The 15,765-nt window shown below is 36.0% G+C and carries 12 protein-coding genes; all 12 read left to right on the forward strand.

Annotation, left to right across the window (positions count from 1 at the left end; all coding sequences use genetic code 11):
- Positions 1 to 100: 100 nt before the first annotated feature.
- Positions 101 to 1,183: a glycosyltransferase family 4 protein gene (locus Q4575_RS11305; protein WP_215963156.1), complete on the forward strand. Its 1,083-nt coding sequence runs from the start codon at positions 101 to 103 to the stop codon at positions 1,181 to 1,183.
- Positions 1,170 to 2,324, forward strand: a complete 1,155-nt coding sequence (locus tag Q4575_RS11310; protein ID WP_215963155.1) for a hypothetical protein — start codon at positions 1,170 to 1,172, stop codon at positions 2,322 to 2,324. The genes Q4575_RS11305 and Q4575_RS11310 overlap by 14 nt, the downstream gene beginning before the upstream one ends.
- Positions 2,325 to 2,412: 88 nt before the next feature.
- Positions 2,413 to 2,826 (forward strand): DapH/DapD/GlmU-related protein, encoded by a 414-nt coding sequence (locus tag Q4575_RS11315; RefSeq protein WP_215963154.1) that lies wholly within the window; start codon positions 2,413 to 2,415, stop codon positions 2,824 to 2,826.
- Positions 2,827 to 4,647, forward strand: coding sequence for an asparagine synthase (glutamine-hydrolyzing) (gene asnB / locus Q4575_RS11320; RefSeq protein ID WP_215963153.1), 1,821 nt, complete (start codon positions 2,827 to 2,829; stop codon positions 4,645 to 4,647).
- Positions 4,644 to 5,381, forward strand: a complete 738-nt coding sequence (locus tag Q4575_RS11325) for a WecB/TagA/CpsF family glycosyltransferase (RefSeq protein WP_215963152.1) — start codon at positions 4,644 to 4,646, stop codon at positions 5,379 to 5,381. The genes asnB and Q4575_RS11325 overlap by 4 nt, the downstream gene beginning before the upstream one ends.
- Before the next feature lie 12 nt (positions 5,382 to 5,393).
- Positions 5,394 to 6,779, forward strand: coding sequence for an undecaprenyl-phosphate glucose phosphotransferase (locus Q4575_RS11330; protein ID WP_252736667.1), 1,386 nt, complete (start codon positions 5,394 to 5,396; stop codon positions 6,777 to 6,779).
- Between the two features lie 119 nt (positions 6,780 to 6,898).
- Complete coding sequence (cysD, locus tag Q4575_RS11335; protein WP_303523018.1) at positions 6,899 to 7,804, forward strand: sulfate adenylyltransferase subunit CysD; 906 nt, start codon at positions 6,899 to 6,901, stop codon at positions 7,802 to 7,804.
- On the forward strand, positions 7,804 to 9,225 hold the full coding sequence (gene cysN / locus Q4575_RS11340) for a sulfate adenylyltransferase subunit CysN (RefSeq protein ID WP_215963150.1): 1,422 nt from the start codon (positions 7,804 to 7,806) through the stop codon (positions 9,223 to 9,225). Before cysD ends, cysN begins: the two co-directional genes overlap by 1 nt.
- A gap of 238 nt (positions 9,226 to 9,463) precedes the next feature.
- A complete protein-coding gene (locus Q4575_RS11345) occupies positions 9,464 to 11,191 on the forward strand; it encodes an SLC13 family permease (protein ID WP_303523019.1) in 1,728 nt (575 codons plus the stop codon).
- Between the two features lie 357 nt (positions 11,192 to 11,548).
- Positions 11,549 to 12,907: a capsule assembly Wzi family protein gene (locus Q4575_RS11350; RefSeq protein WP_303523020.1), complete on the forward strand. Its 1,359-nt coding sequence runs from the start codon at positions 11,549 to 11,551 to the stop codon at positions 12,905 to 12,907.
- Complete coding sequence (locus Q4575_RS11355; protein ID WP_215963147.1) at positions 12,895 to 13,587, forward strand: hypothetical protein; 693 nt, start codon at positions 12,895 to 12,897, stop codon at positions 13,585 to 13,587. The genes Q4575_RS11350 and Q4575_RS11355 overlap by 13 nt, the downstream gene beginning before the upstream one ends.
- 82 nt (positions 13,588 to 13,669) lie before the next feature.
- A complete protein-coding gene (locus Q4575_RS11360; protein WP_303523021.1) occupies positions 13,670 to 15,739 on the forward strand; it encodes a hypothetical protein in 2,070 nt (689 codons plus the stop codon).
- Positions 15,740 to 15,765 lie beyond the last annotated feature (26 nt).

Below are 15,765 nucleotides of genomic sequence, written 5' to 3' on the forward strand. Positions count from 1 at the left end.
GAACTCCTATTTTTTGAAGAAAATAGGAGTTTTTTAAGGTAGTTTAAAAAGTTATTGTCAATTATAATGCCAGCGAAATAAAAATTTAGTTGGAGATGTAGTGAGAGTATTGATAACAACACCAAACCTCAAAGCAGTTGGAGGAGTTTCAAAGTATTTTGATTCATTAAGCTTGGATAGTCATCAAAATATTGATTATTTTAATGTTCAAGGTAGTAACAGTGGCAATTCTCTGGTCAAATTAATTTTGACTATCAGACAATTTTTTATTTTTACTTTTTTTGTTCGGAACTACGAAGTTGTACATATTAATCCATCATTAAATTTCAGGTCAATTTTGCGAGATGGACTTTACGCATTAGTAGCTAAACTATTTAGAAAGAAGTTGGTTATCTTCTTTCACGGTTGGGAAGATGAATTTGAAGATCGGTTGTTAAAAAATGTGCTTTCTAAAAAATTATTTCTATTCGCGTTTAATAATGCAAAACTCTATATTTTACTTGGTAAAACATTTAGATTGAAACTCATTGGATTAGGGGTTGATGTGTCTAACTATGTAATAGAAACGACTGTAGCGGACAACCAATTTATAAATGACTTTGACGTTGAGACTAAATTTAAAAATCAGTTAAAAGGTAAAAAACTTACAATAGGTTTTATGTCAAGAATTGTAGAAGAAAAAGGTATTTTAATAGCTTTAGATTCAGTTAAAAAATTCAAAAATGCTAACCCTGATTTCCCATTTGAATTCCAAGTTGCAGGTGACGGAGAAGCTTTGATGAAGGCTAAGGAATTTGCAAAAGAGAATGAATTGCAAGAAGTAAAGTTCTTAGGCGTACTTGGTGGCAAAGCAAAAGTTGATTTTTTAGAGCAGCAAGATATTTGCCTGTTTCCAACTTATTACGGGGAAGGCTTACCGCTAACTATTTTGGAAGCTATGCTATATGGTGCGGTGATCATTAGCAGGAGAAATGCAGGAATTCCAGATCAGGTGCTAGAGGGGGAAAATGGTTTTTTGACAGAAAGTACTTCTTCAACTGTATTCTCTAAAATTTTGGAGACTGTTGCCTATGACTTTAGTTTACGTACAAGGATTGGGAACAATAATTACATAAAAGCTATAAATAACTATACGAATGAAGAAATTAGTAGCAGGGTGTTGAAACTTTATGACAGCCTTTAATCGTATTAGTAACCTGATTGATAGGGGAGATTTTTTTACTCATGATCCTTACGATTTGTGGAAAACGAAATTAGGGCTTGCAAGTAAACGCCTTTATTTCAAAAATAAAATAGTTGGATTATTACCAGTTGCTTCTTTGACTTTGTTTGACCTTTTTATCAACAATCATTTACGCTTAGGGTATAAGAAACAAGATTACCCTATAGTAAGAGCACAATTGGGTTTAAGTTGTATAAATTTATTCAAAGATAAAACCAGCGATAAATATCTGGCTAAAGCGATTGAGCATGCAGATTGGCTATTGGAAAACTATAACACTAACTTTAAAGGTTGGAGTTGGGGAACAGGTTTTGAAATAGTGATCTCACCGACGTTAACATATAGTCGGGATACTCCTTTTACAACAAATATTCCCTATGTAGTTGAGTTGTTTTATGAATTATTTGAAATTACTCAAAATACAGTATACAAATCTGCTATCCAGAAAGTATTTGAATTTTATGAAATGGAAATCGTTGATGTGTTTTGTGATGAAACACGATTAGCTACTTCTTATGGTCCTTTTAAAGATAGAGTCGTAACTAATTCAGTGTCATATACTTTATATATGTATTCACTTTTTATTGAAGTGTTGGAATTAGATAAAAATATTTACGAAAATAAAATAAAAAAAATGTACAACTTTATTATATCCGTCCAAAGAGAGGATGGAAGTTGGCTTTATGGACCTTTCGATTCCAACTCATTTATAGACTGTTTTCATAGTGCGTTTATACTTAAAAACTTGATAAAATCTGCAAAACACTTTCCATTCATAATGCCTACTAAACATGTAGAAATCGGATACAAATATATAAAAGATAATTTTTATGATGATAATTACAAATTGTTTAAGCGTTTTTCAATAAAAAATAAGCCAAGTTTAATTAAATTCGATCTTTACGATAATGCAGAAATGCTCTATCTCGCTAAGCTTATGGGGGATGAAGATTTGGTTCAACAATTACTTAATGGAATTGAATTGTTTTATAAAAACGAAAGCCTATATTCTACGATTGATATATTTGGAAGTAGAAAAAATGCTGATATGCTTCGTTGGGCATCAGTCCCCTACTTACAGGCCCTTACTTACAATGTTTAAACTAAAGTTGGCTTTTTATTACCTTTTTATTAGTAGATTACCTAATTCAAGATACCTACCTTTTTGCAATAGAATTAGGTGCTGGTATATGGAACGTATTCTTAATTTAATGGCATCAGGAAATAATTTTTTCGAAGATAATGTTTATATAGGAAGTGGTAGTGAAATTTCCGTTGGTAGCCACTGTCAGATAAATGAAAATGTCTTCTTACAATCAGTAGAGATTGGTGATCATGTCATGATTGCTCCTAACGTATCGGTTTTATCTGGTACTCATGAAGTAGCTAGAGTTGATATACCAATGTCGACTCAAGGGACTAAAACTACTGTGAAGTCAATAATTGAATCTGACGTTTGGATAGGTAGAAACGCTATAATTTTGCCGGGTGTTATTATTGGTCGAGGGAGTATTGTTGGAGCAGGTGCCGTTGTAACAAGAAACGTAGAACCCTATACGATAGTTGGTGGCGTGCCTGCTAAGATGATTAAAAGGAGAGTTTAAGTGTGTGGTATAATTGGCCAACTTGGCGGTGACTTTAATGAAGGAAGGCTTGACTCTATCAAGCATAGGGGACCAAATAATTCGAGTTTAGAGACTGTTGATTTTGGTAACGAATTAAAATTGCATTTGGGTCATACTAGATTGTCGATACAAGATCTATCTGATGCAGGTTCTCAACCTATGTATTCTAAATGCGGTCAATATTTAATAGTTTTTAATGGCGAAATTTATAATCACCTAGAGTTAAGAAAAGAACTAGATGGTATTAGTTGGAGCGGGCATAGTGACACTGAGACGATCGTTAACTATTTAGCTCTGAAAGGTATTGATAGTATAATTGATTTTAATGGTATTTTTTCATTTTGTTTTGTTGATTTAAAAAATAGATCCTTATTTTTAGTTAGAGATAGATTTGGTGTAAAGCCTCTTTATTATATAAAAAACGACTCGAGTTTTTCTTTTTCATCTGAACTTCGAGGATTAGATTTTGAAAAGAATCTTGATGTAGATAAATTGGCAACAACAATGTTCTTTAGATATAGTCCGGCACCAAGTACTATTTATGATGGTGTATCTAAACTTTTACCTGGTCATATTTTGAAGCTGTCTATTGAAAAGAACACTTGTGCGCTTGTACCCATGAATTATTTAAGACCTGCAAAACGTAGAATTAGCTTTTCTGGTGCGGTGTCAGAGTATGGGCTGTTATTTGAGCAAGCAATTCAGAGACAAATGCTGTCGGATGTTGAAGTGGGGGTTTTATTAAGTGGTGGAATTGATTCCGCATTAGTTGCATTCTATGCTCAAAAGTATAGCAAAGGAAAGCTAAAAACTTTTACTGTAGGGTTTCATGAAGAAGATGACTCTAACGAGTTGAAAGAAGCAGCTGAGACGGCACGAATATTGGGCACTGAACATTTTGAAATTTTGGTTTCGAAGACTGAATTTCAAGATTCTTTAAGGCACTGTGTTCAAATTGTTGAAGAACCTTTAGCAACCACGTCACTAATTCCGATGTATTTTCTGAATAAATTGGCAAGTAAGTACGTTAACGTTGTGCTGACTGGGCAAGGTGCTGACGAGCCTTTAGGTGGTTATAGACGATATCTTGGTGAAAAGTATGCCGCTATTTTACCAAGTTTTTTAGGAAAACCTTTATCGTCGTTTGCAAGTTCGTTAAACAATAGAAATGTAGCAAAGTTAATATCTTCGTTAGCAAATCATGATAGAACCTCTAGGTTTAATGAACTTTATAGTCTTTTCAGTAAAGAAGAAATAGGTAAGTTGTTAAGTATAGAGAGTGTTGAAGTTGATAATGTAACTGAATATTTTGTTGATTTACTTGATAAGTTAGGTTACTCAGACGTCGAAAATATGATGTCTAATGATTGCCGTAGAAATTTAAGTGACGATTTATTGAATTATACAGACAAGATATCTATGAATTTTTCAGTAGAGGCTAGAGTACCTTTATTAGATAACGATCTTGTTGATTATATAGAATCACTTCCTTTAAAGTTTAAAATTAGAGGTTATCAAGGTAAGTATATTCACAAAAAGTTTGCAGAGACGGTTTTACCAAATGAAATCGTTTATAGGAAGAAAAAGGGATTTAAATCGCCAACAGAGAAGTGGTTTAAAGACAAAGGAGAGGCGTCATTTAAGGAAATATTGTTGAACTCAAGTAGCTTTTGTTCGGTATTTGATAAAGAGTATGTTCATTACCTATTTGAAGAGCACCAATTAGGAAAGAAAAATTTGGAGAAGCAATTGTTCTTTTTAGTTTCGGTGTTTTATCTTTTAGAAGAGGCGTGTAAATGAACGAAATCGTATTTTTGAAATCTAAAATGCATTCAATTTCGATGGAGGAAACTGTTTCAGTTATTGAGGAAAGCTTAAATAAGGGGGGGGTTTTCCAACATGTCGTAGTCAATGTTGCCAAACTTGTAAACATGCAGAAAGATAAAGAGCTTTTTAACTCTGTCCAAGAATGCGATTTGATTAATATAGACGGTCAAGGGGTTGTGTTAGGGGCAAGATTTTGTGGACATGCAATACCTGAACGTGTAGCTGGTGTCGATCTGTTTTATCAGTTATTAGCCCTATCTGAGAAAGAGGGATACCCTATTTTTCTATTAGGGGCTACAGATAGTGTTGTTCAGACAACAAGAATTAACGTTTTGAAGGAATATCCGGACTTGAAGGTAGCGGGAGTTCACCACGGTTACTTTTGGGATGATGAAGAGTCCGTCGTAAATACAATTAAAAGTTCTGGTGCTAAGTTGTTGTTTGTTGCAATTACCTCCCCTAAAAAAGAAAATTTCATAAATAAATGGAAAGATAAATTAGGCGTTAACTTTGTAATGGGAGTTGGTGGTACATTTGACGTGGTTGCAGGTAAAGTTAGTCGTGCACCTTTATGGATGCAGAAATATGGCCTAGAATGGTTGTATAGGGTTATTCAAGAGCCTAGAAGAATGTTTTGGCGGTATTTTTCAACTAATATTAAGTTCGCTTTTTATATTTTGAAAGATAAATTCAGTTCTAGTAACTAATAGTTGTTGAAAATGAAAATAATGCAAAGTGGTATTTTACATGGCAATCAAACACTAATATCAATCGCTCAAAGAGTTTTAGATATTATTGTTATATGTAGCTCGTTATTTTTGGCAGTATATTACGTGTCTGGAGATTGGACCGTAGAGCATACGACATTAGCTGTTGTTGCTGTCATGATATTTCACTTCACAGGTGAATTAGATAATTTGTACATTTCGTGGCGTGGTTTGTCTTTATTGAAAGAGTTAAAAAAAGCAACAATACATTGGTTTGTGTCTGCTTCTTTGATCTATTTGAATTTAATTTTCTTTTTTCCTGAATATTCCCCTGAAGATAATGTCAAGGCGCTTTGGTTTTTTGCTTCGTTAGCATCCTTAAACGGCTATAGAATTGTATTGCGATTATTTTTGAGATATTTGCGAATAAAGGGACATAATACTCGAAATGTTGTCGTAGCCGGAGCAGGTGACTTAGGAAAACATTTAGCTCAGCGGATGATTGAAAACCCTTCATTAGGTATGCATTTTAAGGGATATTATGATGACAAAGAAACTGAACTACCTACTTTAGGAAGTTTGGAACAGATGATTCGAGATTGCAAAGAAGGCGGTATTGATAGGGTTTATATAGCACTCCCAATGAGGGCCGAAACAAGAATTAAATGGCTAATGAAAGAGTTAGCAGACTCGACAGCGTCTGTATTTTTAGTACCTGATATTTTCATGTTTAATATTTTGCACTCACGTAGTGATGTAGTTAGTGGAATACCAACAATCAGTATTTATGATTCACCACTCGACGGCAGTAATGCAATAATAAAGCGACTTGAAGATATAGTTTTTTCAATTTTGATTATTGCCTTAATTTCTCCAATTCTTGTTTTAATTGCACTTGCAGTTAAATTTACATCAAAAGGTCCAATTGTATTTAAGCAACATCGTTATGGGATGGATGGAAAACCAATAAAGGTTTACAAGTTTAGGTCAATGATGGTTATGGAGAATGGAGATAAAGTAACTCAGGCTAAAAAAAATGATAGTCGATTTACTCCAATAGGTCAGTTCATTCGGAAGACAAGTTTAGATGAACTTCCACAGTTTTTGAACGTATTGCAAGGTAGGATGTCAATTGTTGGGCCGAGGCCACACGCAGTAGCACATAATGAAGAATATCGTTCTTTAATTGAAGGTTATATGCTACGTCATAAAGTTAAACCAGGAATTACTGGTTGGGCGCAGATTAATGGCTGGCGTGGTGAAACAGATACACTTGATAAAATGGAAAAAAGAATCGAATATGACCTTGAATATATTCGCAATTGGTCACTCTGGTTTGATATCAAAATAATAGTCGGAACCGTTTTCAAGGGCTTTATAGATAAAAATGCCTATTAAAAGTACTTTTATTATTTGTTTTGTATCTATGTTCTAACAAATTCGAACTTACTAATTTTCATTAAATAGGTTTAAATACCGCTAGTTAATTTTAGCGGTATTTTTTTGAGTGTAATTTAATGAATTATAACCTGACCCACCTTAAACGGCTTGAAGCCGAGTCGATTCACATTATTCGTGAAGTTGCGGCTGAATTCGACAATCCAGTCATGCTTTATTCTGTAGGTAAAGATTCTGCAGTTATGTTGCATCTTGCTCGTAAAGCGTTTTTCCCAGCGAAATTACCATTTCCTTTGTTGCACGTTGACACAAATTGGAAGTTTAAAGAGATGATTGAATTCCGCGATAAAATGGCGGAAAAATATGATTTCGATTTAATCGTTCATAAAAATCCTGAAGGATTGGCAATGGATATTAATCCATTTGTACATGGTAGCTCTAAACATACAGACATCATGAAAACCCAAGGATTAAAGCAAGCGTTGAATGCTGGCGGATATGATGCTGCATTTGGCGGCGCGCGTCGTGATGAAGAAAAATCCCGAGCCAAAGAACGTATTTATTCATTCCGTGATAAAAATCATGCATGGGATCCTAAAAAGCAACGTCCTGAGTTGTGGAATGTCTTTAATTCAAAAGTTGATAAAGGGGAGAGCATTCGTGTATTCCCATTATCAAACTGGACTGAGTTAGATATATGGCAGTACATATACTTAGAAAACATCGATATTGTGCCACTATATTATGCGGCTGAACGCCCGGTAGTAAATCGTGATGGCGTAGACATTATGGTCGACGATGAAAGATTGCCACTTGAAGAAGGAGAAACTCCGGAAATGAAGATGGTTCGCTTCCGTACTTTGGGTTGTTATCCTTTAACAGGTGCGGTTGAATCAGAAGCAGCGACGTTACCTGAGATTATTCAAGAGATGTTGTTAACGAAAACATCGGAGCGCCAAGGTCGAATGATAGATCATGATTCAGCCGGATCGATGGAAAAGAAAAAGATGGAGGGCTACTTCTAATGGCACATCAGTCAGATTTAATTGAACAAAATATAGAAGAGTATCTTCACCAACACGAAAACAAAGAATTATTGCGTTTTATTACCTGTGGTTCTGTGGATGATGGTAAGAGTACGTTAATTGGTCGATTGCTACACGACTCTAAAATGATCTTTGAAGACCAACTCGCTGCAATTCAAAATGACTCTAAACGTTTTAATACGACAGACGGTGAAATTGATTTAGCATTATTGGTTGATGGCTTACAGTCAGAGCGTGAGCAAGGCATTACAATTGATGTTGCTTATCGCTATTTTTCTACAGATAAACGTAAGTTTATTATTGCAGATACCCCTGGGCATGAGCAATATACCCGTAATATGGCTACCGGTGCCTCAACGGCTGACCTTGCCATTATCTTGATTGATGCGCGTTATGGTGTACAAACACAAACACGTCGTCATAGCTTTATTGTATCGTTACTAGGCTTGCCTAATGTCATCGTTGCAATTAACAAAATGGACTTAATGGATTTCTCTGAAGAAGTTTATGAAGACATTAAAAAACAATATATGGAATTGGCCGATAAACTAAATATTAAAAATATTCAGTTTGCACCGATATCAGCGTTAAACGGCGATAACGTGGTTAACCGTTCTGAGAAATCTTCTTGGTATCACGGTAAAACATTAATGGAAATGTTGGAAACAACCCCTATTGTAGAGTCATTTAACTTTGAAGATTTCCGTATGCCTGTGCAATACGTCAATCGTCCAAATCTTGATTTCAGAGGGTTCTGTGGAACCTTAGCATCTGGTGTCGTGAGAGTTGGCGATGAAGTCACGGTGTTACCATCAGGAAAGTCTTCTAAAGTAAAAGAAATAGTCACATTTGATGGCAATATCGACGAGGCTTTTGTGCCTATGGCAGTGACAATTACGTTAGAAGACGAAATTGATTGCAGCCGCGGTGATACCATAGTGCATTCTAATAACTTGTCACAGATCACCAGCGATGTTGAAGTTAATTTAATCTGGATGGCTGAACAGGCGTTAGTTCCGAATAAACAATACGACTTTAAATTTGCGACTAAGCAAACGACTGGTTCTATTTCTAACATCGACTTTACCGTTGACGTTAATACAATGGAACGCGGCGAAGCCGTTCGATTAGAATTGAACGAAATTGCTCGATGCCAAGTATCTTTAAATCATCAAATCGCATTTGACAACTATTTAGATGTGAAAGGAACCGGTGCATTTATTATTATCGACAGATTAACCAATGTGACTATTGGTGCTGGGATGATTGTTGCGAAAGGTCAGGCTTCTGAAAGCAAAGCGGTAACTAATGTGTCTGCTTTTGAAGTAGAATTAAATGCGTTAGTACGTAAACATTTCCCTCATTGGGAAGCAAAAGATATTAGCGATTTGTTTAAGTAAACTGTCGTCTAGTAGGAAGGAAATGGTACTCTTTTGAGTACCATTTTTGTTTTTGCTTCAAAAAGTAAAAAGTAAAAAGTAAAAAGTAAAAACGCATTGAAGGTTGGCATAAAAGTTGGAACGTTTTACGACAATGTTACTTCATTAAACACAAAAGCTAGTTTCGGAATTGCTCGGCTGTTTTAAGTTATCACGGCCTAAATTAAAAAGTGCTAATGGTTAGAGGTTATTAAATATAGTGACTATTGAACAATGGACAGTGTTGTTAATATTTTTTGCGACGATAGTTGGCTTAATCCGCTTTCAAAAATCGAGCGAACGTGTTTTTGTTTCGTCAGCATTAAGCTGCCTAGCATTTGACCTAGTCACAACCGAACAATTACTTGCCAATGCAACCAACCAAGGGTTGTTAACGTTAATGTTGTTGATAATGTGCAGTTTTGCACTTGAGAGAACCAGCTATTTACGTCGACTGTCTGCAATTCTTTTTGTTAAATCTACACCTCAAACGTATTTTCGAACGTTATTCACTACGTTAGTGTCATCCGCCTTTTTAAATAATACTGCAGTTGTAGCAACATTGTTAAGTCCGATTAAAAATAATCGATATTTAGCACCTAATCGACTGCTTTTACCTGTGTCCTATGCCGCTATTTTGGGGGGAACATTAACCCTTATCGGCACCTCAACAAACTTAATTGTAAACTCTATGTTATTGGAACAAGGACAAACAGGATTTGCCTTTTTTGATTTCTTTTTAGTCGGCATAGCCGCGTCTTTAGCTTGTTTATTAGTTATCTACCTTCGCACCGGTGTGCTGGAAGGAAAGGTTGTTAAACAAGAATTAGCATCAAGATATTTTGTTGAGGTTGAAGTCCAGCCGGATTCCTTGCTTATTGGCAAAACGGTTAGCGCGAATGGTTTACGTAATTTGGACTCACTCTTTTTAATTGAAATAGTGCGCAAAGGACGGTTGATAACCCCTGTTACGCCTCAGAATATGATCTACGCCGGTGACAAGCTAATTTTTACAGGAGATGTCACTAAAGTCGGTACTTTAAATCAGTTTGATGGCTTAACATCTTTTGCCCATGAGTCTGGACTAATCAATGATAATCTTACTGAGGTTGTTATTAGGCCAGGTTCTGCCGTTATTGGCAAAACGTTAAAAACCGCCGGTTTCCGAGCGCGATTTGACGCCGCTGTCGTCGCAATTAGACGAGAAGGTGAGCAGGTCTCAGGTAAACTAGGTGATGTTGTTATTCAGTCAGGTGATTTTTTGGTTTTAGCAACCGGTAACGATTTTGCGGCGCGTTCAAACATCAGTAAAAACTTCTTTGTCCTTAATGGTAAAAAACTCGAATTTATGTTGTCCGGGGTAAAAGAAAAGTGTGTTGTCATCGGATTTGCGGGCGCCATCGCTACATCCGTTCTTTTTGATATTGCCTTGTTAAAATGTTTTATTTTCTATATGGCCGCTTTGTTTGCTTGTGGTGCATTAACTATTAACGAAGTAAAAAGACGTTTTCCTTTGGAAATTTGGTTGATTGTATTAAGTGCATTAACTTTGGCAACAACACTGAATAATGTCGGGATTTCAGATCTAATTGCAGAGTTAGTTGCCGAAGGTATTGACCAAAATAATGTTTATTTGGCGCTAGTCATTGTTTATTTTTCAACGTTACTGTTAACTGAGTTAATCACAAACAATGCCGCTGCAGCATTAATATTTCCAATCGCATATTCTGTAGCCATTGGTTTACAAGTGAGCTATTTACCGTTTGTTATGGCAGTGGCATTCGCCGCTAGTGGCAGTTTTATTAGTCCCTATGGTTATCAAACCAATTTAATGGTTTATAATGCGGGGGATTACACGTTAAAAGATTTTGTTCGATTTGGCATACCTGTGTCTATAACCTACAGTGCGGTTGTCCTGTTGTTATTGCCCATAGTATTTCCGTTTTAGAAACTGAAAGTAAAGTCAGAGGGAATTTTTCTACTTTACTGTGCTTTAGCTAAATTGAATGAATGTGTTGTCAAAAATAGCAAAAGCGTAGCTCCGCTTTTTGCACTTTTGCACTTTTTTATATTTTTTGAAATTAGTTTTAATTTGGAACCTATTTTGTTGTCGACTAAAAAAACAATGTCCTCTCATTTTGCTAGGCTCTTTAATTCAGCCTCATTAAACTTTATAAACAACAATTCCCCAAGTAAAAGTAAGAACCGAATTAATTGTAGTAAATACCATTTGGTTTCCGCATTTTTTCTTTGTTTCGGTTTGAGTTTCCCTAGTATTGGTGCCACGCAATATGTGCCGATGCAAATGACCCAGTTAAATAAAGATATCCACGCTCTTTTTATTGTCACTAATACGCAATCGATGCAACGGCCATATGCCGTTTCCCATGTGAAGGACGTATTAAAACATGCTAAAAATCAATATCCTGAGCTGAGTGCTAGAGTCGAACGAGAGTTGACTAAGTTAACAACGCGGCCGGTAGGGTTTGCACAACTGCAATTACGACAGGCGCAAAGCACCGAATTTGACACGGTGATTCCGAACCAACTCGCCGAGTTGGAAAGTAGCAATGGTCATGCAATGTTTACGGGCAGTTATCAAGTATCAAATTGGATGTCGTTTACTTATGGCGGGATAGTAAATAATAGTTTTGAAGACATCAACTTTTACGAAACGTATTTATCTTTTGGTAATGACAACATTCAGCTCGATGTGGGCTATAAACAAGATTGGTTATCACCGTTTCAAACCCGTTCAATGTTGTATAGCAATAATGCAAAAACCACACTTTCAGTTGGACTCAAAAACCCAATACCGTTTAAAAATTGGTGGGACCTACAATACAACGTGTTTGTGAAGTCTTTAGAACGTCACGATAATATATACTCAGGAGGGAAGCTTACCTCAGGGACGCCATACGTACTGGCAACTCAGCTAAGTATTCAGCCCTTTAAAGGCACTACAATAGCTTTGAACAGAACGTTTCAATTTGGTGGACGAGGCCAACCGATAAGTTTAGAACAAGTGTGGGGGGCATTTTCAGATGTTGTTGGTAGCGACAATAGCGGAGCGTTAGTAACTTGCGAATCAGGGAATGTTATAGAGTGTGAGTTTGGCAATCAAAGGGCATCCTTAGCGATAGAGCAACGTTTCGGAAGCATAAATGTTTACGGAGAAATCGCAGGGGAGGATACCGCGAGTCATACTAATTTCATGTTGGGGAATATTGCAGTGTCTGGCGGTATTCATTTACCTTTTCTTAAATATGGCACAATGCCTTTATCCTTAACTTACGAAGTTACCGAGCACCAAAGTGGTTGGCATCGACATCATATCTATCAGCAAGGATTTAGAGTTGATAATGTAAGTTTAGGTCACTGGGGAACTAATTATACAGATGGTATTGAGGACGCTTCTGGGCTTTCTCAAACATTACTTATTGACTTATTAACACCCGAGTACGAATTAGGATTTGAATACTTGTTTCATCGCAATAAAAAATCACCCAATCAAACGGCGTTAAATTATGACTATGTGGACTTGCACGATATTCAAGTCACTATAAGTCCCCAATCGTTTAATCAGTTGGAATTGATGTTAGGCATTAAACGAGACGTCTATAACGACACGAGTTGGAGAACAGGTGCTACATGGAGATACTAAGTTCTTTTTATAAAAAACACGCTTTTTCAAAAATGCCGATTACCGCTATCGTAATAAAAAAGGTAGCTCGGGGGTACGTTGATGTTTTATGCTTGTTCAAAACTAAGTTTATTTTTAATTTTTTACTTCTGACTCAATTTGGCGTTGTATCAGCGAATGAAATTGATTCAAACACGTATTCAAATAACAATCTAGAAGTTGCAACTAAACCTTCTCTTACTTTTGACCAAGGTTATGGTTTTGTGATTGAAACAGGCCTTAAAGCGGTTAACAAAAACGTAAAGGGAATAGACGATACAACATTTGACGTCCGGCCTTACATACAACTTGGGCTTTATCGTCCAGTCGCCGATAATTGGCGTGTGGGTTCAGCGATCAATTTTGCCCCTAATATTGTGAATAGCGATACCCCTGCGTTATTCAACTTCAAAATATTGGATATGTTTTATCTTATTGATAATAAACATTCTGTTTCATTTTATGGAGGTGCACAAAGGCAAGCTAGAGAATATACGGCCTGGGGGTACAGTCTTGGATTTGGTTACGGGTATAAACTTGATGCCTATACAATTCGCAGTAACATTAGTTGGGCACGCACAAATACCGACATTGGCGGTCCTGGCTCGGAAACCGGAGCTAAAGATAATTTGGTTTGGTTGAATATCGGGGTAGAATTCTAGTTTATAGCAGAAGCTTTTAACTTTGGCTAAAATGTATTTGTTGATTATAGTTATAATTAACCAAATAAGGATGTTGACCAATATGAAGTTAAATCAAATTTTTAGAGTTTTAACCTTTTATACACTTTTATTCTTTTTAAACGCCTGCAGTGTGTCGGATTCCCCACCACTTGAACCAAGTATTCAAAGTTTTACGGCATCAAGTAAGACTATTGTAGCTGGTGAAACAATTAGACTTTCAGCAAGTTTTATTAATGGCGAGGGAGGGATTAATAATGCAGTTGGCAACATTGTTGCTGGGGAATCGAAAGAGGTAACACCTAGTTCAACAACGACTTACACATTGACCGTTTCAAATTCCGATGGAGTCGCAGTAACGCAAAGTATAACAGTAGTTGTACTTCAGCCCACCATCAATAGGTTTTCAGCTTCCGAATTTACTATCATATCTGGTCAAAGTGTATATTTAACAGCTCAGTTTTCTAATGGTACTGGAAGTATCGATAATGGGCTAGGTGCGATTAACTCAGGCGTTACTATCAAAGTATCTCCGAGCTCTACAATTGACTACACCCTCACCGTTTTAAACTCAAAAGGTATTTATGTCTCAGAAACAGTAACTATAGAAGTTGTGCCACTCAAATTAGAAATAATAACGCCTAATAAAAATCAAACAATTGGTGAGCGACTTTTAATTACAGCTTCGTTATCTTCTGAATTAGACATTTCTGAAGTCTCTGCCACTGTGAGTGGCTTAACAACCAATCTGATCCATTCCTCTGGTTTGTTTAGAGGCGAAATGAGCTTAAAGGGTGTTTTAGCAGGAGAATATAAATTAGTAGTTAAAGCTGTTGATATTAGAGGACGTTCGGTTTCGAAAGAACATAGTATCAATTTAGACAATCCACCTACGTTGAATGTTTTTGAGCCTATAGAATATAGCGTTTTTGATAGTTCGGTTTCACCAAATATTTCTTGTGAAGACGACATCGGTGATTGTGAAGTAATAATACGAGTTGGAAATAAAGTTCTGGCCTCGGGAGTCAACTTATTCGACGAACCAATCGATTTATATAGTTATGACGGGCAACAACTATTACTTTATATTGAAGCAATAGATAGTTCTAAGCAGAAAACATCAAAAAAACGAACTATTTATGTAGATTACTCAACTAACCTTGTTCGTGTTAAAGATTTTGAAGGTGAGATAATTGATTTTAATGAACAAAAAGTATTGGTTTTGAATAGTTTAGATAGCGGGGATACGCTTAAAATAACTAATGTAAATTCTGAAAAAAGTTATTTAGTTGAGGTTGAACCAAATTTAATGATTTCTCATTCACACAGCTTTTTGACTCAAACCGGCGCTATTTATACTTCTCAGGAGATCGGAGAAACTGTTTTGTCCTCTAAAATCTTTGATTGGAATAACAATCAATTATTTGACCTTGGTCACCCAAACTCTGCAAAATCTCTCGATGTTTCAGGTGGATATGCAATTTGGAGTGTTGGGAGTGATTTATGGTTAAGAGATTTAACGTCAAAACAGAATACGTTAGTTAGTAACACTGCTGGAAATTGGCGTAATTCTGTTGCAGCTAATGGGGTTGTTGGATATTGGTCGTATGATAATCATTATTCCATTGTCAAGTTCGAAGACAATTTAAATTCAACGTTAGTAGCGGATGTTGATTATTGGAATACATATGTGTTGACTGACGGGAAAAATTTTGTTTATCAAAAAATGCAGAAATGTTGCTCGGGTGTGTTTTATGCGAGTGTTTTATTTGATGGAATACACGAGACTTATTTGTCAGATCTAAATCAAAGAAGTTTGCAATTAAACAGTGATTATAGCGTAAATAATGGGTGGATTGCGTTTACTGATTTAGGCAACTTAGGTCAAACAAATATTTGGGCAAGAGACGTAAATGGAACTTTGACGCAGAGAACGTCATATGGTGCAAATAGTTATATTGAAACTCTAGCTTCAAATGGTGACATAATGTTTATTTATGGGAATGAACGTTATTTGAGTAACGCCCAGAGTGAAATTCATAAAGTGAGTAGCTCACTTGGGACCAGTTTCTACTTTAATAATGTCTGGTATATAGCTATTGGGCGTTCTCTGTTTGAAGTAAATATTCAATAAATTATTGTGGTGGAGTTGTTTTTATT

It is taken from the genome of Psychrosphaera sp. 1_MG-2023, from assembly GCF_030548245.1.
In the GTDB taxonomy this organism is placed as follows: Bacteria; Pseudomonadota; Gammaproteobacteria; order Enterobacterales; family Alteromonadaceae; genus Psychrosphaera; species Psychrosphaera algicola.

What these genes read in the sequence shown, in the direction of transcription:
- Q4575_RS11355 (WP_215963147.1), top strand. Translation starts at nt 12,895, where the DNA reads ATGGAGATACTAAGTTCTTTTTATAAAAAACACGCTTTTTCAAAAATG.
- Q4575_RS11330 (WP_252736667.1), top strand. Translation starts at nt 5,394, where the DNA reads ATGAAAATAATGCAAAGTGGTATTTTACATGGCAATCAAACACTAATA.
- Q4575_RS11360 (WP_303523021.1), top strand. Translation starts at nt 13,670, where the DNA reads ATGAAGTTAAATCAAATTTTTAGAGTTTTAACCTTTTATACACTTTTA.
- Q4575_RS11315 (WP_215963154.1), top strand. Translation starts at nt 2,413, where the DNA reads ATGGAACGTATTCTTAATTTAATGGCATCAGGAAATAATTTTTTCGAA.
- cysN (WP_215963150.1), top strand. Translation starts at nt 7,804, where the DNA reads ATGGCACATCAGTCAGATTTAATTGAACAAAATATAGAAGAGTATCTT.
- cysD (WP_303523018.1), top strand. Translation starts at nt 6,899, where the DNA reads ATGAATTATAACCTGACCCACCTTAAACGGCTTGAAGCCGAGTCGATT.
- Q4575_RS11310 (WP_215963155.1), top strand. Translation starts at nt 1,170, where the DNA reads ATGACAGCCTTTAATCGTATTAGTAACCTGATTGATAGGGGAGATTTT.
- Q4575_RS11325 (WP_215963152.1), top strand. Translation starts at nt 4,644, where the DNA reads ATGAACGAAATCGTATTTTTGAAATCTAAAATGCATTCAATTTCGATG.
- Q4575_RS11350 (WP_303523020.1), top strand. Translation starts at nt 11,549, where the DNA reads ATGACCCAGTTAAATAAAGATATCCACGCTCTTTTTATTGTCACTAAT.